25 protein-coding genes are annotated in these 25,077 nt (G+C 33.2%); 5 read left to right on the plus strand and 20 right to left on the minus strand.

The window, feature by feature from the left end:
- Positions 1-103 precede the first annotated feature (103 nt).
- From nadD to ABXT06_RS11380, 4 genes are all read right to left on the minus strand, one after another.
- The gene (gene nadD / locus ABXT06_RS11365) at positions 104-685 is read right to left on the minus strand and encodes a nicotinate (nicotinamide) nucleotide adenylyltransferase (protein WP_354590871.1); all 582 of its coding nucleotides are present in this window, start codon (positions 683-685) and stop codon (positions 104-106) included.
- 111 nt (positions 686-796) lie between these two features.
- Positions 797-1,369 (minus strand): guanylate kinase, encoded by a 573-nt coding sequence (gmk, locus tag ABXT06_RS11370; protein WP_354590872.1) that lies wholly within the window; start codon positions 1,367-1,369, stop codon positions 797-799.
- A 96-nt stretch (positions 1,370-1,465) separates the two neighbouring features.
- Entirely contained in the window at positions 1,466-2,326 is an 861-nt protein-coding gene (locus tag ABXT06_RS11375) for a YicC/YloC family endoribonuclease (RefSeq protein ID WP_354590873.1), read from the minus strand.
- A 95-nt stretch (positions 2,327-2,421) separates the two neighbouring features.
- The gene (locus ABXT06_RS11380) at positions 2,422-2,769 is read right to left on the minus strand and encodes an arsenate reductase family protein (protein WP_354590874.1); all 348 of its coding nucleotides are present in this window, start codon (positions 2,767-2,769) and stop codon (positions 2,422-2,424) included.
- 80 nt (positions 2,770-2,849) lie between these two features.
- Here ABXT06_RS11380 and ABXT06_RS11385 point away from each other — a divergent pair, with 80 nt between their 5' ends.
- A complete protein-coding gene (locus tag ABXT06_RS11385) occupies positions 2,850-3,305 on the plus strand; it encodes a DinB family protein (RefSeq protein ID WP_354590875.1) in 456 nt (151 codons plus the stop codon).
- Positions 3,306-3,335: 30 nt separating this feature from the next.
- Here the strand turns inward: ABXT06_RS11385 and ABXT06_RS11390 are convergent, their stop codons facing one another.
- The 6 genes from ABXT06_RS11390 to ABXT06_RS11415 all read right to left on the minus strand — a co-directional run bounded on the left by ABXT06_RS11390 (position 3,336) and on the right by ABXT06_RS11415 (position 10,359).
- Positions 3,336-3,824 carry a septal ring lytic transglycosylase RlpA family protein gene (locus ABXT06_RS11390; RefSeq protein ID WP_354590876.1) on the minus strand — a complete coding sequence of 163 codons (489 nt, stop codon included), beginning with the start codon at positions 3,822-3,824 and terminating at the stop codon, positions 3,336-3,338.
- A 90-nt stretch (positions 3,825-3,914) separates the two neighbouring features.
- A complete protein-coding gene (locus ABXT06_RS11395; RefSeq protein ID WP_354590877.1) occupies positions 3,915-4,337 on the minus strand; it encodes a hypothetical protein in 423 nt (140 codons plus the stop codon).
- A 107-nt stretch (positions 4,338-4,444) separates the two neighbouring features.
- Entirely contained in the window at positions 4,445-7,216 is a 2,772-nt protein-coding gene (locus tag ABXT06_RS11400) for a TonB-dependent receptor (protein WP_354590878.1), read from the minus strand.
- 324 nt (positions 7,217-7,540) lie between these two features.
- Complete coding sequence (gene pgi, locus ABXT06_RS11405) at positions 7,541-9,184, minus strand: glucose-6-phosphate isomerase (RefSeq protein WP_354590879.1); 1,644 nt, start codon at positions 9,182-9,184, stop codon at positions 7,541-7,543.
- Positions 9,185-9,301: 117 nt separating this feature from the next.
- The gene (locus ABXT06_RS11410; protein ID WP_354590880.1) at positions 9,302-9,787 is read right to left on the minus strand and encodes a lipocalin-like domain-containing protein; all 486 of its coding nucleotides are present in this window, start codon (positions 9,785-9,787) and stop codon (positions 9,302-9,304) included.
- An 11-nt stretch (positions 9,788-9,798) separates the two neighbouring features.
- Positions 9,799-10,359 (minus strand): short chain dehydrogenase, encoded by a 561-nt coding sequence (locus ABXT06_RS11415; protein ID WP_354590881.1) that lies wholly within the window; start codon positions 10,357-10,359, stop codon positions 9,799-9,801.
- A gap of 95 nt (positions 10,360-10,454) precedes the next feature.
- On the opposite strand from ABXT06_RS11415, the gene ABXT06_RS11420 reads away from it, so the two are divergent.
- Positions 10,455-11,297: an AraC family transcriptional regulator gene (locus ABXT06_RS11420; RefSeq protein WP_354590882.1), complete on the plus strand. Its 843-nt coding sequence runs from the start codon at positions 10,455-10,457 to the stop codon at positions 11,295-11,297.
- A gap of 16 nt (positions 11,298-11,313) precedes the next feature.
- Here ABXT06_RS11420 and ABXT06_RS11425 read toward each other — a convergent pair whose 3' ends face one another.
- From ABXT06_RS11425 to ABXT06_RS11460, 8 genes are all read right to left on the minus strand, one after another.
- Positions 11,314-11,934, minus strand: coding sequence for a hypothetical protein (locus ABXT06_RS11425; protein WP_354590883.1), 621 nt, complete (start codon positions 11,932-11,934; stop codon positions 11,314-11,316).
- A gap of 23 nt (positions 11,935-11,957) precedes the next feature.
- Complete coding sequence (locus ABXT06_RS11430; protein ID WP_354590884.1) at positions 11,958-13,178, minus strand: peptidoglycan DD-metalloendopeptidase family protein; 1,221 nt, start codon at positions 13,176-13,178, stop codon at positions 11,958-11,960.
- Between the two features lie 25 nt (positions 13,179-13,203).
- The gene (locus ABXT06_RS11435) at positions 13,204-14,145 is read right to left on the minus strand and encodes a tryptophan 2,3-dioxygenase family protein (protein ID WP_354590885.1); all 942 of its coding nucleotides are present in this window, start codon (positions 14,143-14,145) and stop codon (positions 13,204-13,206) included.
- Positions 14,145-14,915, minus strand: coding sequence for a DUF3108 domain-containing protein (locus tag ABXT06_RS11440; RefSeq protein ID WP_354590886.1), 771 nt, complete (start codon positions 14,913-14,915; stop codon positions 14,145-14,147). The genes ABXT06_RS11435 and ABXT06_RS11440 overlap by 1 nt, the downstream gene beginning before the upstream one ends.
- A gap of 298 nt (positions 14,916-15,213) precedes the next feature.
- Positions 15,214-16,374, minus strand: a complete 1,161-nt coding sequence (gene hppD, locus ABXT06_RS11445; protein ID WP_354590887.1) for a 4-hydroxyphenylpyruvate dioxygenase — start codon at positions 16,372-16,374, stop codon at positions 15,214-15,216.
- A gap of 79 nt (positions 16,375-16,453) precedes the next feature.
- On the minus strand, positions 16,454-16,813 hold the full coding sequence (locus ABXT06_RS11450; protein ID WP_274254640.1) for a four helix bundle protein: 360 nt from the start codon (positions 16,811-16,813) through the stop codon (positions 16,454-16,456).
- 113 nt (positions 16,814-16,926) lie between these two features.
- Positions 16,927-18,084 (minus strand): homogentisate 1,2-dioxygenase, encoded by a 1,158-nt coding sequence (locus tag ABXT06_RS11455; RefSeq protein ID WP_160783022.1) that lies wholly within the window; start codon positions 18,082-18,084, stop codon positions 16,927-16,929.
- A 318-nt stretch (positions 18,085-18,402) separates the two neighbouring features.
- A complete protein-coding gene (locus ABXT06_RS11460) occupies positions 18,403-20,595 on the minus strand; it encodes a patatin-like phospholipase family protein (RefSeq protein WP_354590888.1) in 2,193 nt (730 codons plus the stop codon).
- A 1-nt stretch (position 20,596) separates the two neighbouring features.
- On the opposite strand from ABXT06_RS11460, the gene ABXT06_RS11465 reads away from it, so the two are divergent.
- Positions 20,597-20,770, plus strand: a complete 174-nt coding sequence (locus ABXT06_RS11465; RefSeq protein WP_354590889.1) for a hypothetical protein — start codon at positions 20,597-20,599, stop codon at positions 20,768-20,770.
- Positions 20,771-20,819: 49 nt separating this feature from the next.
- Here the strand turns inward: ABXT06_RS11465 and ABXT06_RS11470 are convergent, their stop codons facing one another.
- Both ABXT06_RS11470 and uvrC read right to left on the minus strand, forming a co-directional pair.
- Positions 20,820-21,335, minus strand: coding sequence for an XAC2610-related protein (locus ABXT06_RS11470; protein ID WP_354590890.1), 516 nt, complete (start codon positions 21,333-21,335; stop codon positions 20,820-20,822).
- A gap of 2 nt (positions 21,336-21,337) precedes the next feature.
- Entirely contained in the window at positions 21,338-23,137 is a 1,800-nt protein-coding gene (gene uvrC, locus ABXT06_RS11475) for an excinuclease ABC subunit UvrC (protein ID WP_354590891.1), read from the minus strand.
- Positions 23,138-23,271: 134 nt separating this feature from the next.
- Here uvrC and ABXT06_RS11480 point away from each other — a divergent pair, with 134 nt between their 5' ends.
- Both ABXT06_RS11480 and ABXT06_RS11485 read left to right on the plus strand, forming a co-directional pair.
- Positions 23,272-24,252: a succinylglutamate desuccinylase/aspartoacylase family protein gene (locus tag ABXT06_RS11480; RefSeq protein WP_354590892.1), complete on the plus strand. Its 981-nt coding sequence runs from the start codon at positions 23,272-23,274 to the stop codon at positions 24,250-24,252.
- Positions 24,239-24,808: a 5-formyltetrahydrofolate cyclo-ligase gene (locus ABXT06_RS11485; RefSeq protein ID WP_354590893.1), complete on the plus strand. Its 570-nt coding sequence runs from the start codon at positions 24,239-24,241 to the stop codon at positions 24,806-24,808. Before ABXT06_RS11480 ends, ABXT06_RS11485 begins: the two co-directional genes overlap by 14 nt.
- Positions 24,809-25,077 lie beyond the last annotated feature (269 nt).

Raw genomic sequence — 25,077 nt, forward strand, 5'->3', positions numbered from 1 at the left:
TGTTGAATCCTGACTGTTATTTCTCATCGCAACAAAATTTATTAAAGTTAAATTTTGTTACCGAAATATCTAACCTTTACAGAAATGACAAGATTGTGTTTAATTACTTCTTATAAAAATTATTATGATCAATATACTCCCAAACTTTCGGCGGTAGCAAAGGCTGAATATTTTTACCTTCTTTAATGCTATTTCGAATAAAAGTCGAAGAAATCTCTACAATCGGCGCATCGATTACATGAATTTTTGGGTGCAATTTTAGTTCCAGATTTTCAGGTTCATCAGAAATTCTCGGATATACATAAATATTATGATTTTCGAGAATTACTTCATAGTTTCTCCATTTATGAAATGTCTTCAGATTGTCTTCGCCCATAATTAAGGAAAACTCGTGATTTGGATATTTTTCTTTTAAATGTTCCAAAGTAATTATGGTATAGCTTGGCTGAGGTAATTTAAACTCAATATCTGAAGGTTTTATCTTTGGATAATCTTCTGTTGCCAGATAAACCATTTGAAGGCGTTGCTGGTCGTCTAATAAAGTTGCTTTCTTTTTTAACGGATTATGAGGCGTAACGACCATCCAAATTTGATCTAAATCTGCAAACTCAGCCATATGATTGGCAATGATCAAATGACCAACGTGTATAGGATTGTATGTTCCGAAATATAGACCTACTTTCATTTTTTGTGGTTTCACAGAGAGTCGCTAAGATAGCACAAAGATTCGCAAAGTTTATATAAAAGCTTTTGCGAATCTCTGTGTTTTTTCTTTGTGTATCTCTGCGTAATAAAATTACTTGTTTACGAATTTTTTCACTAATTGATAAGCTTCTTCTTTAGCAGTATCTAAATCGTAGTTTTTAATAATAGTGTCAAACTGAGGAGCAGTTGCCAATTCAACTGATGCCTTAGCGATACGCATATTGATTTTGTCATCGCTTTCTGTAGAACGTTGTTTTAAACGGCGTTTTAATTCGTCAACACTTGGTGGTTTTACGAAAACGGCTAAAGTCTGTTCGGGAAATTTATGCTTGATGCGTAATCCTCCAGCAACATCGATGTCAAAAATCACATTTTTTCCCATAGCCCAGATTCTTTCGATCTCTGCTTTTAAAGTTCCGTAGAAATTATCGCGGTACACTTCTTCCCATTCCAAGAATTCTTCTGCTTTAATGTGCTTTTTGAATTGTTCTAGTGAAATGAAATAATAATCTTTTCCGTGTTCTTCCTCTCCGCGTGGTTCACGTGAAGCGGCTGAGATTGAAAATTCTAAGTTTAAATCTTCTTTCCCAAGTAAATGTTTTACGATAGTTGTTTTTCCTGATCCCGATGGTGCCGAAAAAACAATTAATTTTCCTTTGTTCATTATTGTTGTGCTTTAGGCTTTAAGCAATATGCTCTAAGCTCTTATGTTTTTGTGGTATTTTGTTGCCTATGGCTTATTGCTTAAAGCTTATAGCGTTTACAAAACATTCAAGACCTGTTCCTTTATCTTCTCTAATTCATCTTTCATCATCACTACCAATTTCTGCATTTGAGCATGATTTGATTTTGAACCCATAGTATTAATTTCACGTCCCATTTCCTGAGTGATAAAACCAAGTTTTCTACCATTGGCTTCATTTCCGTTTAAAGTCTCTATAAAGTAATCCAAATGATTCCCTAAACGTACTTTTTCTTCTGTGATATCTAATTTTTCTAAATAGTAGATTAGTTCCTGTTCAAAGCGGTTTTCATCAACATTAACCTGTAATTCTGAAATTGCAGTCTGCAGACGATCTTTAATTGCTTGTACGCGTTCTGGATCAAGTGCCAATGTATCGTTCATGAATTGACGAATGTTTCCAATTCTTAAATTGAATTCCTTTTCAAGAGATTCTCCTTCGTCTTTACGGAAGTTTAAAATATTTTGAAGTGCTTCATCAATTATAACTTGAATCTGCTCCCAGTCATTCTCATCAATTTCTTCGCGTTCTGTTTTTAATGTGTCAGGCATACGAACAGCCATTTTCATTAATTCAGTTTCATCGGCATCTGGATTCACCTCTTTTAACTGTGCGATATAATTTTTTACGACAGGTACGTTTACTTTAGTTGAAGTTTGTTCTGCGGTGTTTTCTACATAGATTGCAAAATCAATTTTTCCTCTTTCCAGTTTAGTCGAAATAAGAGTTCGTAATCCAAGTTCCATCTCACGATAAACCGATGGCATTCTTACATTTAAATCCAAACCTTTAGAGTTTAGAGATTTTACTTCAACGGTAATTTTCTTTGTAGGCAATTGCAAAGAAGCTTTGCCAAACCCTGTCATAGATTGTATCATATAATTGAGTATAAAGGCGCAAAGATAAATAAAAGTTTGCTGCTTTGTGTTGTAAATTGTGAATCAGTTTTATAGATCAAAATTTACGTTTATTCTTACGATAGTGCGTTTATCACTTCAGCTACATTTTTTTGGCTGTTGCCGATATAAATTTTACCATCAATGATAAAAACTGGACGGCTTAAGAACGTGTAATGTTCTAAAATGTATTTTTTATAATCGGCTTCTGTTAAAGCTTGATCTTTAAGTCCCATTGATTTGTATAACTGTGCTTTTCTGCTGAATAAAGCGTCGTAGCTTCCGGCAAGTTTGTGCATTTCTTCCAATTGTTCTTCTGTAATTGGATCTTGTCTGATGTCTTGAAAAACCAAATTGTTTTCAGGTAGACTTTTAATAATTTTTCTGCAGGTATCGCAAGACGATAAGTAGTATATTTTGTCCATTATTTTATGAATTTGTTAGAATGCAAAGAAAATCCATTTGAAACTTAAAAATGACTAATTTTAGAAAAAAAAATAAAATTATGAGTTCAGTTTTTGATGTACAAAAAACAATTAGAGAAGTTCTTTTGAAAATCTTAGATAGTCATTCATTAGAACAATTAAACAAAATTCCAGATGGCTTCAGTAATAATATTATTTGGAATATGGGCCATTGTATTTCTTCGCAACAGGTTTTGGTTTATAAATTATCGGGTCTTCCAACAATGGTTTCTGAAGATTTCGTTAACAAATATAAAAAAGGAACCAAACCAGAAGGAGATGTTTCTCAAGCTGAGGTTGATGAAATTAGAACATTGCTTTCTACAACATTAGAAAAAACAAAAAATGATTTTGAAAGCGGTCTGTTTGTTAATTATCATGAATACACTACTAGTATCGGATTTACGCTTCGCCATATTCAAGGAGCTTTAGATTTTAATAATTTTCATGAAGGGCTTCATACTGGAGTTATAATGTCAATAAAAAAATTCGTTTAAATAAAAAATCCCGCTTTAAGCGGGATTTTTTTATTCTATTATGGTTTCGATGGTAACCTTCATTGCTCCGGCACCTTTACTTTTTGTAATATCCATGAAAGCTCTTTTAGATAAGTCGATTTCACGAGTTTTTACAAATGGACCGCGGTCTGTAATTTTGACGATAACAAATTTGCCATTGGCTTCATTAGTTACTTTTACTCTAGTTCCAAAAGGAAGCTTTTTGTGAGCTGCAGTATAGCTGTTGTTGTTAAATCGGCTTCCGTTAGCGGTTCTTTTTCCATTAAAACGATCAGCATAGTAGGAAGCATGAGCGTTTTTCTTGTATGGTCTAAGTTTTAAACCTTTGTCTGTAAAAACCGAATCCGGTAATGGGATAATAGTTGGTTTTATATTTTTAACAGTATCTTGAATGATTTTAGGTTCTGTTGTAGGTTTGGTTTGGCTTATCACATAAGTAAAGCCGCTAATTAAGGTTAAAGCGATTGTGGCGAATAAAATGTTTTTTTTATTTCTCATGGGTTATTCTTTTTCAGACTTGGGGGGAGTTTGTACAAATAATATGCCGAGATAAAAAAAGCCCTGATTAAGGGCCTTTAATTGGTATTTTTAGAACCAAAGGTTCCATGGAATTCTACTTAAAATAAGCAATAGTCCTAATGTGTAAAAAATAGCAAAGGTTTTAAATTTAGCTTCGCTATTTACTAATTTTTTATGTTTAGACCATCCAATAGTAATTAGGATGATAGCAATAATGTTAATTAGAGGGTGCTCTAATGAAGTTAATCTTAGTTCTGCATTAGACATTTGTCCGAAAGCTGCTTTTCCAAGTGGAGAAACAAAATATAAGATTAAACCAATCAATAATTGAGTGTGCGTGCCAATTAAAGCAAATAAAGCGATTTTACGATCTTTAGCAGTAAATTCTTTTTTTGAAGTTACTCCAAGAATGGCATTAACAACTGCAATAACTAAAAGCAGTAATGCTAAATACGCCCAACCAGAGTGAAATTTTTGTAGAAAATTATACATAAGGGGTGTTTTTTGTTTAAAAACAAATATAGCAAAAAAGGCTATAAAAAAACGGCATTAAACTTAAAAGTCAATGCCGTTTTTATTATTTATTTAGATTCTAAATTTTAGAAATCGTAACGTAATGCGAAGTTCCAAGTTCTACCAAAGCCAAAGTATACTTGGTTTGTAGTAGCAATACCTTTGTATGTTGAAACAGTAGGAACATCAGCAGCAAAAATATTTGTTTTTGCTTCAGCGATGTAAGTGTAATCAAAAACGTTGTTTACGTTTAATCTGAAACCTACTGAGTTGCTTTTGTTTTTACCTACTAATAGTTTGTAAGATAATCCTGCATCAGCAGTTCCGTAAGAAGGCAATTGTAATGCTCCTCTGTTATCTTCTTTAGTAAAGTTTCCAGGAGAGATGCTAGCATACAATTTATCAACGTAGTTGTAGTTTGCATCAACAGTAAAACGTGGTAAAATCTCGTAAGTTGCACCTAAAGCAGCAGTTGTTTGAGCAGCGTCTCCAACTCTTACACCATCAAGGTATAATGTTGAACCAGTTCCAATTTGATTGTTACCTGAATCGTAACGGTTACTTGTACTTGTTCCTTCGTATTTCCAATCTCCAAGAGATAGCATACCGGTAATAGTAAGTTTGTCAAGTACTTTAGCAGTACCATCAATCTCAATACCTGAGTGGATTTCTGTAATTCCAGCGAAATCAAAGTAGCCACCTGGATTATCAGCAGCACCATCATTAGATCTTTGGTATCTGTCTTTCCAAGAAGTTCTGTATAAGTTAACGTTTGCAGAGAACTTACTTGTACGTAAACCATATCCCGCTTCAACAGCAAAGATTTTTTCGTTTGTTAAGTTACCTGCTACAATTGAACTGTTGTTTGGGTAGACTGCGTTAAAGAATGGCTGTTTTGAATAGTATCCTGAGTTAACAAAAACGTTATGGTGTTCATTGATGTTGTAGTTCACACCACCTTTTACGTTACCACCAAGGATATTCTCGTAATCTGTACTTGCTAAAGGTGTTCCTGCAGGATATTTGAAATAATCAACTCTCTTGAATCCTTGTTGTGAAAGTGCACCTTGAACGAATGCAGTAAATTTGTCTGAAGTATACTCTAATTGAGTAAATCCACCATACCATCTTACATCACCATCATTGTTGAAGTTGATTTTTTCTTCTTTGTCAGTATCTTTAAATACATTCCAAGGAGCGTAAGTAGAGTATGTGCCGTATAAAGTTCTATTAGGATTGTTAATATCCAAATTGTCAATGTATGAATCTGCTCCTAATCTGTTATTTACATTTTGGTAGTGAAGACCTTTGTATCCTCTAACGTCAATTCCAAGATCCCAAGTTAAATTTTCTGTAAATTTTTTGTTGAAGTTAACAATTGCACCGTACCAGTTGTGAGAGTTAACAGAAGAAATTTGAGAAATACCTGAAGTAGTGTCATACTTGTAGTTTGAAGCGTTTGTGCCAGTTCTACCAGTTGCAACACTATTTTGGAACTCTCCAGTTGTTCCGTTTGTTGTACGAACATTATCTGTATTGTTATATCTGATAACTTCTTGTCCTGTATTCCAACGAACAATTTTGTCATAGTCAACTAAACCATCTGCAGTTCTAAATACATCAGAAGCATAGTTGTTTCCTCCAGCACCACCTGCTCCTCTAGATCCTCCTCCACGTCCGAAAGAAGCGTAAGCTACAGCAGATAATTTAGATGTTTCATTAATTTGGAAATCATAGTTTAATGAAGTTACAGGCTTGTGGTAATAGTTTCTAGTCATGTTGAAAGCCTGACCATCTTTATACCCCCAATCTGAGTTATATCTAATGTTTGGATCAGATACTGAACCATATTTTTGATACTGAGCGATCGTGATAAAAGTATTTCTTTGATCGTGCCATTGTGGAGCACCAGTAACTGTAAATTGGAAATCGTGCTTGTTGTTTTTTGTAGTATAACCAAGAGCTATATAGTAGTTATCTCCGTTAAATTGAGTTCCATCTACATAACCGTCACCTTGAGTGTGGCTGTATAAAACAGATGCAGAGAATCCGCTGTCTAATTTTCCTGTGTTGTAAGCAACATTAGATTTGAAGAAATTGTCATTACCAAGAGAAGTACCAACTGTACCGCCTTGTTTCAAATCAGAAGCTTTAGTTACATAGTTCATAGTTCCTCCAACAGAAGCAATAGCTAATTTTGAAGATCCTAAACCTCTTTGAATTTGAATGAAAGAAGTAACGTCAGATAAACCAGCCCAGTTACTCCAGTAAACAGAACCATTTTCCATGTCGTTAACTGGCATACCGTTAACCATTACCGCAACGTTGTTTTGGCTAAATCCACGAACTGTAATTCTTGAATCTCCAAATCCACCACCAGATTTTGTTACATAAACAGATGGTGTGCTTTTTAGCATTTCAGGAAGTTCTTGGTTTCCTAATTTTGCTTGAATGTCAGCAGCTTTAATTGTCGAAACAGCAACAGGAGTTTTTCTGTCTTTTGCAATGTCGACTGTGCTACTCTTAACTACAATCTCGCTCAATTCGTTAGAATTTGAAACTAAAGTGATTGTTCCTAAGTTAGTAGTTGCACCGTTTGCTACTGTAAATTTTACAGTTTGGTTGTCATAACCTAAAAAAGAGATTACAATCTCTCCTGTGCTTGATGGTGTGCTAAGTGTAAATTTACCATCAAAATCTGTTGAAGTTGCTGTAGTAGATCCTTTGATAACTACATTTGCTCCTGGTAATCCGCCTGTTCCGTCGGTAATTTTACCAGTAACTTTTCCTTGAGAAAATACGGTCGAAACTATCATAAAAAATAGTCCAGTCAGTAACCAATTTTTCATTTTCTTCATTTTGTTATTGAGTTTATTGTTTTTGGCAAAATTATAACAAATAACTCAGATAATGTTATCGAAATGTTAAGAAAAAGAAGTTTTGTCTTTTGTGCTGCGCATTAAAATGAATTTTCCTCTTTTATGTAAAAAAAATATAGTTTTGTTGAATTTTAAATAGCATTTTTTGTTAAAAATGCAATAATTTTAATTGAGTTGTAAGTGAAAACGTGCAAATCAACTGCTTTTTTGTGTTTTTCAGCGATATTTTATACGAAAAAACGCCTTAATTTCGATTAAATTAAGACGTTTCAGTAGGTTAGGAAATTTTTAATTTTTTGCTTCTTATTTATTTTTTAAGAAGTGGTTTAGCAAAAATGAAGTCGAGCTATCATGATTTTTTACAGTTTTAGAATTAATTTCATCTAAAATTGAATTTGCTAATTGTTTGCCCAATTCAACACCCCATTGATCAAAGCTAAAAATGTTCCAAATAACACCTTGCACAAAAATCTTGTGTTCGTATAATGCGATTAATGATCCTAAGCTTTTTGGAGTAAGTTTTTGAATCAAAATAGTGTTTGTCGGTTTGTTTCCTGTGAAAACTTTAAAAGGCAATAAATAAGATGCCTTTTCAGCAGCTAATCCTTGTTTGTCAAATTCTGCTTGAACCTGAGCTGGAGTTTTTCCATTCATTAAAGCTTCAGTCTGTGCAAAGAAGTTTGACATTAGTTTATCGTGATGATCTTCGTTGCCATAAAGTGGTTTTACAAATCCGACGAAATCTGTTGGAATTCTTTTTGTTCCTTGGTGAATTAATTGGAAGAAAGCGTGTTGAGAATTTGTTCCTGGCTCTCCCCAAATAATCGTTCCTGTTTGGTAATTAACCGGTTTTCCGTCACGGCCAACACTTTTTCCGTTACTTTCCATAAAAGCTTGTTGTAAATAAGGAGCAAGTTTGTGCAAATATTGCGTGTATGGAATTAAAGCTTCACTTTCGGCAGCATAAAAATTATTGTACCAAACGCTTAATAAAGCTAAAATAACAGGAATATTTTCGTCAAATTCTGTTGATTTAAAATGTTCATCCATTTCATAGGCGCCACTTAATAAATCATTATAGTTATCAAATCCAACAGCCAAAGCAATGCTTAATCCAACAGCGCTCCAAAGAGAAAATCTTCCTCCAACCCAATCCCACATCGGGAATATATTGTTTGGGTTAATTCCGAATTCAGTTACTTTTTGAATGTTTGTAGAAACTGCCACGAAGTGTTTTGCAATATCCTCTTGAGAAGCCGATTTTAAAAACCATTCTTTAATAGTCTCAGAATTAGAAAGTGTTTCCTGGGTAGTAAAAGTTTTAGAAACAATTACAAAAAGCGTTGTTTCAGGATTTAGTTTTTTGATAACTTCATTAACGTGATCGCCGTCAACGTTTGAAACGAAATGTGTATTTAAGTGATTTTTGTAAAACTGTAAAGCTTCAACAGCCATAACAGGACCAAGATCAGAACCACCAATTCCGATATTTACTATATCAGTAAAAGCTTTTCCAGTGTAACCTTTTCTTTGTCCAGAGATTACTTCTTGTGTAAAGTTTTTGATTTTATTTTTTACTTCGTAAACTTCAGGAATTACATTTTCTCCGTCTACTTTGATAATTGCCGATTCTGGAGCGCGCAATGCAGTGTGTAAAACAGCGCGATTTTCTGTCTGATTGATTAGCTCTCCTCCAAAATATTGAGCAATTGCATCTTTCAGTCCAATCGAGTTTGCTAATTCTAATAAAAGAGAAACCGTTTCTTGACTAATATTATTCTTTGAGTAATCTACTAAAAAATCATTCCATTGCAAGTTGAATTTTTCAGCACGTGCACTATCTTGTTGAAACAATTCTTGTATTGTGGTTTCGTGAATTGCGTTATAGTGGTTTTGTAGATTTTTCCACGCTTCAGTCCCAGTTGGGTTTGTTGTGTTTAAAGCCATTTTTATCTATAATTGAGTTTGTTTTCTGAAACACAAAAATACTGAAATAACTTTTAAAAGGGGAGCGGTTTGCAATTATATAACAATTAGTTACGAAAACGTTTTATGAAAACGACATCATAACTTTTTCCAGACAACTTCAGCTGTTACCGATTTTCCGCCTTGCGTAGTATTGGTTACAGCATATTTAAGTTGGTTGTTTGTAAATGTATACGATCTCTTTTGAATCGTTCCTTCCCAATTTGGAAAAGATGCCGTTTTTATTTTAAAAGTTATTGTCTTATTTGTTTCGTCAATTTCATATTCGCCAAAATGCGAATTGCTTCCTTGAACAATTGCCGCGTTTTCTTCGGGTGTGCATTTATTTTTATCTCCTGAAATAATTTTTGCTCTTTTGTCTTTATAAATCTGAACTGTATAATTTCCTTTTTCATCAAAGAACAAAAAGCCTTTCGGATTTACATCGTACGGAAGGCTTTTGGTTCCGTCAGAATTTGTGTTTTCAACCGAAACCAAAGTCCATGAACCCGAAAAATCAGATTTTTTTTGTGCGTGTATTGAATTTAAAATCAAAATCAATAGAATCAAAATTGCTTTTTTCATCTTTTAAAAATTTAATAGTTTACCTTAATAATTTCTCCATTTATAGTTTCTTCAATACTCTTCGCATAAGCGTTTATTAAATCTTCAGTTGGAATATCCACGACTTTTGCCGGACTAATAGCATTTATTCTGATTCCTCTTTCTAATTCTAACGAAGTTGCCAAAACAAAACTGTTGATTCCGCCATTTACAATAGCTTTGCTTATATTGTTCTTCACGGGTTTATCGCCCATTTTTCCTGAAGTGAGTGTAATTGATCCGTTATCGTTTAAGTGTTTTTGGCCAATTAAAACTAGATTAATTTGTCCAAGCAATTTGTTTTGAATGCCAATATTTAATTTTTTTTCGTCAAGCGAAAGTAAATCTCCTGTGTAGCAATCGCCCGCCACACAAATACAAGCGTCAATGTTTTTTACTTCTTCAAATAATTTTTCAATCGAATTTGAATCTGATAAGTCGATTTTGAAATCGCCGCTGTTTCTTCCAGCCGAAATTATTTCATGATTTTTTGCGAAAGCAGGATGCAATAGTTTACCAATTTCACCATTTGCTCCAATTAAAAGTATTTTCATTTTGCAGATTTTTAGTTTGTTATCTGAAACAAAATTAAGAAGTTAGCTTTCGTTGAAAATTGTACTTATTGGTACTAAAATTGTATTTTAGCATAATGACAAACAAGAATTTATATCTTCCTTTTGAAGTTGATTTTAAAGAACTGGAGCAGTTTCCGAAAACAATTCGGAAAAACAATTTCTTTGAATTGATTTATATTGTTGATGGAACAGGAATTCAAGTTATTAATGACAATAAGTTTCAATATCGAAAAGGAAATCTATTTTTGGTGACACCACAAGATGTGCACTCGTTTGAAATTATAACACCAACAAAATTCTTCTTTCTTCGATTTAATGAATATTACGTAAAAGCAGGTTCTCAAAATGGGCAATCCGAAACAGTTTTGAGAATGGAGTATATTTTGCAAAATGCAAGTCATCGCCCATGTTGTATTTTGAAAAATCAAATTGATAAACCTTTAATTGCTTCATTGATAGAAAATATAATCAGTGAGCAAAACAATCAGCAGATATATCATCAAAAGATTATTGAGCAGATTGTAAATACAATAATTATAATTGTTGCAAGAAACATTGCTTTGAAACTCCCAAAGAATATTAAAGAAACAACCGGAGAAATGGTTCTTGAAATTCTCCATTATATTCAAGAGAATATCTACAATCCAAAAGAATTAAAATCAGAAAAAATAAGTAGTCACTTTAGTATCGCTCTTAATTATTTGGGTAAATATTTTAAAAAGCAAACGGGTGAAACATTGCAAGAATATATTGGAAACTACAAACTGAGATTAATTGAAGCCAGACTTTTAAACAGCGATATGCGAATTAATGAAATTGCAGATGAGTTAAATTTTTCGGATGAAAGCCATTTAAATAAAGTTTTTAAAAAACATAAAGGAATGAATCCTTCTGAATTTAGAAAAAGATATTCCTAATAATTAAGAAGTTTGTTTACCAAAATTTCCACCAAGGCTTTTTATTAATCTCTATTATTTTCTTTGTGATATCAACATCAATTCTTTTTGGAGATTCAGTTTTGATCTTAGAATCATCAAAAAATAACTGACCGTTTTCATCCATTCCAATTGGAAGTTTAGTTCTTTCTTTCCAAATTTCGGTTTGCAATTCTGGGATTAAAACGGCATCGATTTTTTCGCGAAAGCGTTTTTGAGCTTTTTCTATAATTTCTTCCTCTAAGTTTGAAGATGAATTTTTGAAAAGTGAAATCGAATTGTCTGGAATATTTAAAAGAAAGACTTGCGTTTTATCATCTACTTTCTGAATGTCCAATACTTTAAAATAGGTAATTGAGTCTAAAAGAAAATGTCCAATTTTTGCGGAATCAGGATTAAATTTTGACAAATCTTTGGCATGCGCGCTTGCAATTAAATATCTCAAATTTCCAGAAAGTCCACCGCCAATCGAACTCATATCAGTAAAACCTTTTTCTTGAATGATCTGTCCGACTTTATAATTTGAAATCAAATTCTCAGAAAGATTGCTGTCTCTGTAAAATAATTTTAAACCAGAAAAAGTTTCATGATACATGGTTTTAAGGCGTGCGTTTTTCATGATTTTCAATTCAAAAAGATGATTTACAGATTTCCAATACTGTCTAACTCTCTTTTCAGAGGTTCAATCTGAGTCATAAAACGAGTTCTATCGCTTCCTGTTAGAGATTCTCCAGTTGGAAGATTCAATCGAAGCGCATCTACTTGTACGCCATTTTTCCAGAAACGATAACAAACGTGTGGACCAGAAGCTAAACCTGTACTTCCAACTAAACCAATTGTCTGGCCTTGCGTAACGCGTTGTCCGCGGCGAACCAAGATTTTAGACATGTGTAAATATTGAGTAGAGTAGGTTCCGTTGTGTTTTACTTTTACAAAGTTTCCGTTTCCTGCAGTATAGCCTGTAGTTTCTACAACTCCCGATGCCGTAGTAGAAATTGGCGTTCCTGTTGGAGCAGCGTAATCGGTTCCTTTGTGTGCTTTCCAAGTATGCTGAACAGGGTGAAATCTATTCATTGTGAATCTTGAAGTGATTCGGCTGAATTTGATCGGCGTTTTTAGGAAGAAATTTTTAAGTGTTTTTCCTTGATCGTCATAATATTCAATCTTTCCAGAAGTAGTGTCTCTTTCAAAAGGAAAAGCATAAACGATTTTACCTTTATACTCGAAAAATGCGGCTTCAAGATCTTCAACGCCATCATACGTTTTTCCGTTAATGAAACGTTCTGTGAAAATTAACCCATAACGATCTCCTTTTTTAAGTTTGAAGAAGTCAATAGACCAAGAAAATACTTTTGTAATTCTGCTGGCCAAAGCTGTTTCTACATCTTCGCCTCCTAAAGTTTCAGATAATGAAGTTTTTAAAACTCCGCCAATAATTTTTCTTTTTAAAGTTACCGGTTTTATTTTTTTATAAGCTTTTGCAATACTGTCTCTGAAATCAATTACATAATAGGTTAATGCATCAGGTTGATATATAAAAGCCTGAAGATTATTGGTTTTATTTTTTGAACGAAGCAATGTAAAAGGTTTGCCGTAACGAATACTTCTAACATTAAAAGAATCCTTTACTTGTTCAACAATATCATGTACTTTTTTATCTCCAATATTTTGGCTTTGAAGAATTGATCCAAAAGAATCTCCTTTTGAAATAGTATCATTAACAACATTAAAGTCTGCGTAATTAAAACCGAATTCTATTTTTTTGGTTGCTGGTTTAGTAATTTTTGCTTCTACTTTTTCTTCTTCTTTTTTACATGAAAAAATAGAAAACAAGACAATTAAAATTACGACTGCTTTTTTCAAACTTTATAAATTTTTTGTGGTGAAATTAAACTTCGGTTTCATTTCCCCAATTGGACAATTCTTCTTCGGTCCACAATTTAGGAAAAAAGATGCGTCTTTGGTATTTTGGGTGCATATATTTTTGCCAATCACTTCCACCTGTAGCTTCGCCATTGCCTTTTCCACTTTCCAAGATGTATTTTCTTGCAGTATTAAGATGTTGCATTACCCAAGTAATATTTACTGTTTTGTCGTAATGACGCATTGCATCGATCAATGCTGCATTTTGTTGATCTTCAATAGGTAATTGGATGAATTTTTGCCAAAGGTTTTTTGTTTTGAAAGAAGCCATTTGTCTTAAAAACGGCTCTTTATATTTCTTTTCAAACTCATTCAACAAATATGATTTTTCGCCGGTCTGATAATCTTTCCCGGCTGCTTGCCAATAAAGATGTTCAAAGCTGGTTTCCAAATCGGTGTTTTCATCAAAGTTTGCTTTGTATCTGCGGTCTGTCAAATTGATAACATCAGTTGAAGCAAATTCGATCATTCTATATTGAGCGCTTTGGAATCCGCTTGCTGGAGTAAGAGTATTTCTGAACTTCATATATTGATCTACTTCCATTCCGTTTTCCATAATGCTGAACGAATTGGTAAGCATGTCAAAGTATCTTGTAATTCTTGATAATCTTTCGCTGAAAAAATCAACCTGAATGTTTTCTGTTTCTGCAATCTGGTCAATTTCCCACAAAATCATTTTAAAGATTAATTCATTTACCTGATGATACATGATAAAAACCATTTCGTCAGGAAGTGTAGTGCGCTGAATTTGTAGATTTAATAGCGCATCAGTTTGAATGTAATCCCAATAAGTAATTGGTTTTGCCCAAAGCAATCCTTCTAACTGAACGTCAGTTTTTTGATTTATGGCTTGAAATTTAAGGTCAATTTCTTTTAAAATTGCTTCAGAATGATCTGTAGGGTTCATTATTTTTTTGCTTTAAGTGGACTTTTCAATCCTTTATATTCATCAAGATCGGCTTTAAGAGATCCTACTGCCAAATCTGCTTTAATTCTAATTGGAATTTTGTTTACGTCGTCTGTTATCCAGAGCGTTAAACTTTCTTTTTCTTTAAATACTCTTCCAGTCTGTACTAATGGTTTGAAGACCATCGTAGAAACGGTTCCAAATTTAGTCGTTATATCTTGACGACCTACATATTTTAACTTAAATTTTGTGATTTCATCATCAAAAAACATATCGATTGTAATGGCTTCTCCAGATTTGAGTTTGTCGATATTTGGATGGTTTCTCAGAAAATAAAATGCAGAAACAATATCTTGGACTTCTTCTGAAACCATAATGGTTTTTTCTGATTTTCGTTTATAGTCTTTTACTAAAACTTTATTTTCATTTTGATTAAAAAAACCTTCTTGATTTTTGGTATAACCGCCTTCGTCAATTTTTCTGACATAACGGTACGGTTTTCCTGTTTCTTTGTCAAAATAGCTTTCATATAAATCTTCCACTTTAAAGAAAAATTTCGACATTCCAGTTGTGTAACCTTTTCCAACAGAGTGATATACCTTTTTGTTGTTTATGGTAGCGTCTTTAACTTCAAGTGTTGCATATCCAGCATTTACAATTCCGTAATGTATTCTAAATTTGAAATATTCTCCAGTGTCGAAAGCGTCTTCTTTTTGAGGGCTGAAAGCTAGTAGTGTTAGTGCTAATATAGTGAGGATGAGCTTTTTCATAGTACAATCGTTACATTTAATTATAAAGATAGATAAATGCAAATTCTATTCCAAATGTACCAAAACAAAAAAACTCAGTCAAAGATGACTGAGTTTTTATGCTATTAACTAACCAAAAAACTATAAATTATGAAATTTATATCAATTCGGAAGGAAACCACCCCTTCCTGATTTGCGAGTGCAAAGATAGATAGAAAGTTCAAAAATCAAATAGCAAAAGTCAAGTTTAACATAACATTTGCAAAAAAACCATCATTTTTTGGCGAATTATGCTGTTTTGTGTATCAAAATTAACAATTTATAGTGTTCCTCTCAATTCTTGCTCTCTTTCGATAGACTCAAAAAGGGCTTTAAAGTTACCTGCGCCGAACCCTTTTGCACCCATTCTCTGAATAATTTCGAAGAAAAGCGTCGGTCTGTCTTGAACTGGCTTAGTAAAAATCTGTAATAAGTAACCATCTTCGTCGGCGTCTACCATGATCGCTAATTTTTCGATTTCGTTCAAATCTTCTTTCATCATGTCCATGTGAACTCCTAATCTTTCTGGAATTGCTTCATAATAAGTATGAGGAGGGGCTGATAAAAATTCAACACCACGTGCTCTTAATTGAGATACGGTTTTGATAATATCATCTGTAGCTATCGCAATATGTTGAATTCCAGGACCACCATAGAAATCTAAATATTCTTCGATTTGAGATTTTTTCTTTCCTTCAGCTGGTTCGTTGATTGGAAATTTAATTCTTCCGTTTCCGTTAGACATTACTTTACTCATCAAAGCAGAATATTCTGTAGTGATTTGTTTGTCGTCAAAAGATAAGAAGTTTACGAATCCCATAACTTCTTCGTAGAATTTTACCCAAGTGTTCATTTCGTTCCATCCAACATTTCCAACCATGTGATCTATATATTTTAATCCAGTTGATTCTGGGTTAAAATCAGATTTCCATTCTCTATAACCCGGCAAGAAAACTCCATTGTAATTTTTTCTTTCAACAAAAATGTGAACAGTTTCTCCGTATGTATAAATTCCAGAACGGATCACTTGTCCAAATTCATCTTCTTCAACAGTTGGCTCCATGAAAGAACGAGCGCCACGTTTCATAGTTTCTTCGTATGATTTTGTAGCGTCTTCAACCCAAAGAGCTGCAACTTTTACTCCGTCACCATGTTTTTTCAGATGTTCATTAATTGGAGAATCTGCTGTTAATGGAGTAGTTAAAACAATTCTGATTTTATCTTGTTTTAAAACATAAGACGCTCTGTCTTTTACTCCAGTTTCTAATCCCGCGTAAGCCAATGATTGATATCCGAATGCAGATTTGTAATAATGCGCTGCTTGTTTAGCATTACCTACATAAAATTCTACATAATCTGTTCCTAATAATGGAAGGAAATCTTGTGCTCCCTCAAATATTTTTTCTAATCCGTATTCTACTGATTTTACTTCTTTGCTCATAATTAGATAATTTGATAATGAGAAAATGAGATAATTCTTGAAATGCGTTAATTTTCTAATTGACACATTTTCTAATTTTCTAATTCCTCCTTGATGTTGATATTATTTTATTTAAAATTTTTAAAATTTCTGAAAGATCATTTAATAAACGTTTGCAATTTGGATATTCTCTATGAGCATCACATAAAAACAGCCAATACTCTGTTTCATCTGCTTCCTTGATTGCAATTTTTAGTTTATGAATAAAATCAGCTTTGCTTTCTGCATTTTGTGACTCTTTAGAATTTGCTCCAATAGATGTTCCGCTTTTTAATAACTGATTTGCAATTACGAATTTCTTTTGATCTTGAAGTTCTGTTGTGTAATCAATTATGTTTAGCGCGAAATTGAAAGTCTTAATTAAAAGAGCGTTGTCTTTGTATTTTTCATTAAAAGTCATTTGTTTAATATGATAATTAGAAAATTTGATAATGAGATAATTAATTTTGTAGGTTTAAAATTACAAAATTTAATTGTCTAATTATCTAATTGACATATTGCCACATTAAAAAATTATTCAGTCCAAGATTTATAGTACTGACCGTCATCAAGACCCATAGCTTCTTCAGTAACCATTAATGGACGGAAAGTATCCACCATAACGGCTAATTCCTGAGTTTCTTTGTGACCGATACTGCGTTCCATTGCGCCAGGCGCTGGACCGTGTGGAATTCCTTTTGGGTGTAAAGTAATATGACCTTGCTCGATATTGTTACGGCTCATAAAGTCACCATCAACATAATATAGTACTTCGTCAGAATCTATATTGCTGTGATTGTATGGTGCTGGAATAGCTTTTGGGTGATAATCGTAAAGTCTTGGGCAGAATGAACAAACAACAAAAGTTGCTGTTTCAAAAGTTTGATGTACTGGTGGCGGTTGGTGTACACGCCCAGTTATAGGTTCGAAATTGTGAATTGAAAATCCGTATGGGAAATTGTAGCCATCCCAGCCCACAACGTCAAACGGATGTGTGGCATAAACCACTTCGTGCATCATCCCTTCTTTTTTGATTTTAATTAAAAAATCGCCTTTTTCGTCGTGCGTTTCCAATTCGTTAGGCAGAATAAAATCACGCTCGCAAAACGGAGAATGCTCTAAATGCTGGCCAGATTGGTTTTTATAACGTTTTGGAGTGTAAAAAGGAGAGTACGATTCTACATAAAATAATCGGTTGTCTTCTGTTTCAAAATCAATCTGATAAATAATGCCACGCGGAATAATTAAATAATCGCCATATTCAAACGGAATATTTCCTAACATGGTTCTTAATTTTCCTTTTCCTCTGTGAATGAAAAGCATTTCATCGGCATCGGCATTTTTGTAGAAATAATTTCGAAGCGATTCTTTTGGTGCAGCCAAACCTATGATGCAGTCTTTATTAACTAACATAGCTTTTCGACTATCCAAAAAATCATTTTCAGGTTTTAGTTCAAAACCTTTAAAAAGAAGTGATTTTATATTTTTTCCGATTGCAATTTTAGGTTCAACCGAATAAGAATTTAAAATTTCTTTAACCTGTGTTGGTCTGTGTACGTGATAAGATAGAGACGAATGTCCGTGAAAACCTTCAGTTCCGAACAATTGTTCGTAGTAAAAACCTCCATTTGGTTTTTCGAATTGGGTGTGTCTTTTTTGAGGGAAATCCCCAAGTTTATGATATAGTGGCATGGCTTTTCAATTAGATAATTAGTAAATTAGATAATTCGAAAATTTGAATTGCAGAGATAAACAATCAGTTCAATTTTTTCAATTGACTAATTATTTCAATTCGATAGAGCCATTACTCGGGATTTCTCTTGATGAGGAATTGAAGATACTCTAATAAACCTGTCCAATTTGTTTTCATTATAACAAATGTCGTAATTTTTTCGAAGTAAAAATAAAAATTATATTATTTATAACTATAAAATAACTTAGTTTTTTCGATTTAATTTTTATGATGTAAAAAAATAGACAGAATTTATTGAAGTATTCTCTGTTTTAAGGCTAAAATTGAAACCCGATACTAAACCACGTAAAGCTTTTTGACAATTCTGGAGACCAAGATTGTTTTACTTCAATTGGTCCAATTATGGTTTCTAAACCATAACCAATTGCGTATCCTGTGTACTTAGGCATAGAAACCCAATCTACAGAAGAAAAAATATCATCTCCTAAGTTGGCAAAATTTGCTGATACATTGATGTGATTTTTTTTGAAGATTTCGTAATCAATATTAATATCAGTTTTAATATAACTGTTGCCAGCAATGCTTAGAAAATCATATCCGTAGAAATAATTGAAATTATTTATTTTGTTGTAGCCATAACCTCCAAATATGAAATCAAAAAACGGAACGCTGTCACTGCCAATATTAAACCCGGCATCGGACCCAAATTTTATGGTTGCTTTTTTAAATAGAGGTCTAACAATTGCTACCTCGGCTTTTGCGATAGAAAATGGTTTAAATTCATTGGTATAATCTGATGATGCCATATAGGTCTGCAAATCTGTAGAAAAATATAATCCAGAACTTGGGTAATATTTATCATCAAACGAATCATATTTCAAATAAGCAAAGGCACTAAAGTAACTGCTTTTATCAATTATATTGTCTTCATTGGTAAGTGTTGGCGAACTGATTTTTAAATATTTATATTCTAGACCACCGCCCATTAAAAATTTCTGTACAAAAATAGTTTGAAAATAAGCTTGATTATTTATGTCCATGAAATCAACATTAATAAGATTGACATTTGGGGTTTCTTTAAGAACGCCACTCAAACTAGTCGTTACATTTCTATTAAATTGATTCAATCTGGAACGAAAACCAAAACTGATATTAAAACCATTTTCGACATAATAGTTAAAATCATATCTGAAATTATCGCCCAAAATAATGTCGAGCGAAGTAACGTCATTCTTTAAGAAAGTCTTTTTATGAGTGAGATTTAATAAAACAGCACTTTTGTAAAGCCCATCATAATGAAGACCAAGTTTTAGATAGGTCTGAGTTGGGTTTTCTCTTAAAACTAAATCTAAGTTGTCTTTGTCTCCATTTGGCTGAAGACAATAGGAAATCGTGCTAAAGTTTTGTGTAGCATTTAAGTTGTTAATTCCAGCTTTAAGTCCATCATAAGTTATGGTGCTTCCTGGTTTGAAACGAAGTTTACCGCGAATATATTCTTTGGTGTAATTTTCTAATTTATCAGTATTTATATCTTGAATATGAAGAGTATCTGAAACTAGTTTTAATTTTGGTTTTTTATAGAAATTATTTTCATCTGTCAATGTTTTGAGTTTTTCATAGACAGCAAAAGCCGCTTCTTCTCCTTTTCTGATGATTTCTTCTCCTCGGTCAAATGAAATAACGCCAAAGTCACGAATATCCGGCTTGATATAAACATCGGTATCTTTTCTTTTGTTTTTCATTTTTTCGATAGATTGCAGATTGGTAATCTGAACCAAAATTCTCGTGGCATTTTTCAGGTTTTTTCTTTTCAGCAAATCGTCCTGAACGTCAACCCCGATAATGATATCTGCACCAAGATTGCGAACTTCCTGTATTGGGTAATTATTTACCACACCGCCATCAACCAATAAATTTCCATCAATTTCTACAGGAGTAAATAGGGAAGGAAAAGCAGCACTTGCCATCATGGCCTGAACAAGATTTCCTTTGTTTAATAAAACTTCTTCGCCAGTTTCAATATTGGTTCCGATGCATAAAAACGGAGTCGGAAGTTTGTTGAAATCACGAACATGACGCACATTTCTAGTTAAGCTGCTCAATAAATTATAATTATACATTCCTTTTGAAAGAGCTTCAGGAATGCCAATTCTGAAATTGCTAAACGGCAAAACAACAGCATATAATTCGTCATTCTTTTTACCGTAGAAGTTTTTGGACGAACGCGGAATATAATCGTTAATTAATTCGTCAAAATTGGTTTTTTTAAAAATCGAATCAATTTGCGAGGCGTTGTAGCCAGAAGCATAAAGTCCACCGATTACAGATCCCATACTAGTTCCGCCAATATAATCAATTTTGATTCCGGCTTCTTCCAGAACTTTTAAAACTCCGATATGGGCAAAACCCTTGGCGCCACCGCCGCTTAGAACCAATCCGATTTTGGGTCTTTTAACACTGTCTTTTTTTATTTCCTGTGAAAATACTTCCTGCGAAAATAAAAATGTCATTATGAAAATGAGTGTTGACACGCCCCAGATGGAAATGGAAAACTGCGAGATGCAAAAGGTTATTTTTTCCTGCCAAAAAAGAGCGACGCAAGAAGCTCCTTTTTTGGGATTGGAAAAAAATCCTTTTGACCGAGTATTTGAAATGGACAGCTGGTTTAGGCGCATAAACTATTAGCTAATTGTTTTTGTAAAAGTCGGCATTTTTTTGACTTTAATATATTGTATTACTCTGATTTACTTTTTAGCAGTGTTAACTTATTGTTTTTGTTAAATTTCCATCTGTCAGTGTGCCATCTTGCGGCGCCTCTGCAGGTAGATTCAAACGTTTTGTCTTTTTTATTTATTGCAACATCACAAAATTCACTGCATTCAGGGCTAGAGTTTGATGGTATTTTTGCTTCTTTAAACAAACCATTTGTCGGATTGTAAATAAAGATTTGATAAACCCTGTAGACTCCCATTCCATCATCTGTATGGTAAACGGAAAAATCTTTGTAACCATCAAAATTATAATCTTCTATTTCGATATTTGATTCTTTACCTGTAATTGAACCTGAAATTTCGATGTTAAGTATAATTTGTGGCTTATTGTTTTTAGAAGAGTGCACTTCTAATTTTTCAGAATCTTTCGGTAGATTTATTTTTATTTTTGTTTGATCTTTTTGATAAAACTCAATATTTTTTTGACTGAAACAATTTGCAGAAAATAAAATAAGGATGTACAATATTGCTATTTTCATTCTTAAGATTGATTATTGTGATAAAATTCGACAATTTTTTTGGCTTTAGAAACACCTACAATGGCTGAAATTTCTTTTTCTGTAGCCAATTTTAATCTTTTAACACTTTTGAAATGTTGTATTAACGTAGTCATGGTTTTTTCTCCAATTCCAGGAATGCTTTCAACGGAAGAATTAAGTGCCGATTTGCTTCGTTTGTCTCTATGAAATGTGATTCCGAATCTATGCGCCTCGTTTCTTAAATGCTGAATCACTTTTAAAGTCTCTGATTTTTTATCGAGATATAACGGAATCGAATCGCCAGGATAGAAAAGTTCTTCCAAACGTTTTGCAATTCCAATAATGGCCACTTTTCCTCTTAAACCTAAATCGTCTATACTTTTTAAGGCTGCCGAAAGTTGTCCTTTTCCACCGTCAATAATAATTAATTGGGGTAAAGGCTCATTTTCATCTAAAAGTCTTTTGTAACGGCGATACACAATTTCGGTCATCGAAGCAAAATCATTCGGGCCTTCAACGGTTTTGACATTAAAATGGCGATAATCTTTTTTGCTCGGTTTTCCGTCTTTAAAAACTACACAAGCAGCAACAGGATTTGTTCCTTGAATGTTCGAGTTATCAAAACATTCTATATGTCTTGGCTCAGACGGAAGACGTAAATCTTTCTGCATCTGTGCCATAATTCGGTTTACGTGACGATCAGGATCTACAATCTGTAATTGTTTTAACTGTTCGATTCGGTAGAATTTTGCATTTCGAATCGATAAATCTAAAATCTGTTTTTTATCTCCAAGTTGCGGAACGGTCACTTTAATGTTTTCGCCTAAATCCATTTCAAAAGGAACAATGATTTCTTTTGATAATAATTGAAAACGCTCGCGAAGTTCTATAATTGCCAATTCCAGTAATTCTTCATCACTTTCATCGAGCTTTTTCTTTATTTCTAAAGTATGAGAACGAATAATTGAACCGTGAGAAATCTGTAGAAAGTTGACATAAGCCGCACTTTCGTCAGAAACAATAGAGAAAACATCAATATTGGTAATCTTTGGATTGATAATAGTAGATCTGGATTGATAGTTTTCTAAAACTTCAATCTTTTCTTTTATTTTCTGCGCTTCCTCAAATTGTAAATTCTGCGCATAAGTATTCATTATTTTCTTAAAATCCTTCAAACTTTCTTTGAAGTTTCCTTTCAAGATTTCGCGAATCGCGTTAACCTGTCTTTGGTATTCTTCCAAAGGCTCCAAGCCTTCGCATGGGCCTTTGCAGTTGCCAATATGATATTCCAGACAAACTTTAAATTTTCCTGAATTAATGTTCGATTCGCTCAAATCGTAATTGCAAGTTCGAAGCGGGTATAACTCTTTAATTAAATCTAAAATCGTATGTACAGTTTTGAAACTGGTGTAAGGACCAAAATATTCAGAGCCGTCTTTGACCATGTTTCGAGTTGAAAATATTCTCGAAAAAGGTTCTTTTTTAATACAGATCCACGGATATGTTTTGTCATCGCGAAGCAAAACATTGTATCGCGGCTGAAGTGTTTTAATTAAATTGTTTTCCAGTAAAAGCGCATCGGTTTCGGTTGGAACTACGATGTGTTTAATGGTCACGATTTTTTTTACCAATACGTTGGTTTTGGCAGTATCGTGAATTTTATTGAAATAGGAGGAAACCCTTTTTTTTAAATTTTTAGCTTTTCCGACGTACAAGATTTTCCCGTCTTTATCATAATATTGATAGACGCCCGGATTATCAGGCAACGTTAAAATTTGAAGATCTAAGGACGGTTTTTGCATTCTATTGTGTTTCTGAAGATGTTCCGTAAGCTTTTCAAAAACCATTCCGATTTCTAAAAGAAGCTTAACATTGAATTAGTTTCAAATTTACAAAATCAAAAGAATAATTTCTATATTTAGATTTTATAATTCACATGAAAAATAGTGCTCCATTGGTTATTTTTGGCGAATCGATTTTGCCAGGAGAACATAGAACCATAAATGTCGAAATTGCTCGACTTCATACTACAACAAAGCTAAATATTCCGGTTATTGTGCGCCGTTCCAAGCATGAAGGCCCTGTTGTTTTATTTTCTGCAGGAATTCATGGGGATGAAATTAACGGTGTAGAAATTGTTCGTCAGATTATCAGTAAAAAAATCAACAGACCAGCGCGTGGTACAATAATTTGCATTCCGGTAATCAATATGTACGGTTTTGTGAATAAATCGAGAGAATTTCCAGACGGACGTGATTTGAATCGTGTTTTTCCAGGAAGTAAAAAAGGTTCGCTTGCCAGTAGATTTGCTTATCATATTGTCGAAGAAATTCTGCCGATTTTAGATTACGCTGTCGATTTTCATGCAGGTGGTGCTAGCCGTTTTAATGCACCGCAGATTAGAATTACGGAGAATAATCCCGAACTAAAAGTTTTGGCCGATATTTTTAATGCGCCATTTACACTTTATTCTAAAAATATAAGTGGTTCTTTTAGAAAAACTTCCGAAAATGCCAATGTAAAAATGCTGCTTTTTGAAGGCGGAAAATCATTAGACATCAATAATGAAATTGCAAATCAAGGTGTTTTAGGAACCAAACGTTTACTTCATTATTTAGGAATGTTGGATTCTAAACAAATTATGGAACCAGCATTAACGCCTTCAATTTATATAAAACAATCCATTTGGCTTCGTGCAAAATGTTCTGGACTGCTTCATGATTTTAATTTGGTTGGGAAATTTGTAACCAAAGGCACTATCTTAGCCATTATTACAGATCCGTTCGGGAAATTTGAACAAAAAGTCAAAGCGCCGCATGATGGTTATGTAATCAATGCCAACCATTCGCCAATTGTTTACGAAGGCGATGCCATTTATCATTTATCCAAAACCCCAGACGACAATGCCGACGAGTAAAAAAGAACTTCGAATAGAATATAAAAATCTTCGTAAAGCACTTTCTTTTGATGAAATAGAAGAGAAAAGCCTCGCTATTGCCAATCAATTAATCCAAATGCCAATTTGGGATAAAACGTATTATCATGTTTTTCTTCCGATTGAAGAGCATAAAGAAGTAAATACAGAATATGTGTTGCACTTACTTTCTGGAAAAGACAAAGAAATCCTAATTTCTAAAAGTGATTTCGAATCCAGAAAAATGACTCATTTTCTTTTAACAGATAACACCAAAATCAAAAAGAACGAATACAATATTCCTGAACCTGTTGACGGAATTGAAGTTCCATCTTCTAAAGTCGAAGTTGTCTTTGTGCCGCTTTTAGCTTTTGATATTTTTGGAAATCGAATTGGATACGGAAAAGGTTTTTACGATAAATTCCTAGCGGAATGCAAACCCGAAACCACAAAAATCGGACTTTCATTTTTTGAATCGGTAAGCCAAATAGATGATGTTTTTGAATCGGATATCAAATTGGACTATTGCGTTACGCCAGAGAAAATTTATACATTTTAATTTTGCATCCTAGCGTTCAAAATTTAATGCCACAGATTAAAGGATTAAAAAGGATTAATCTTTTGGAATCATTTTAATCTGTGGCAAAAAAATCTTCACATTCAAAAAAAATATTCCACACCAAATCCCTTTAAAAATCAAGGTTTCTCATTTTATTTTCACGTAAGAAAAATATTTGTAAAAATTTTGGCACGATTTTGATACTCGAAAAATTGCAAATAATCGCCTCTAGTAAATCCGGAATGCTAGTCCTTATTTGAAGCCTATAA

The organism is Flavobacterium sp. UW10123, assembly GCF_040538975.1.
Lineage (GTDB): Bacteria > Bacteroidota > Bacteroidia > Flavobacteriales > Flavobacteriaceae > Flavobacterium.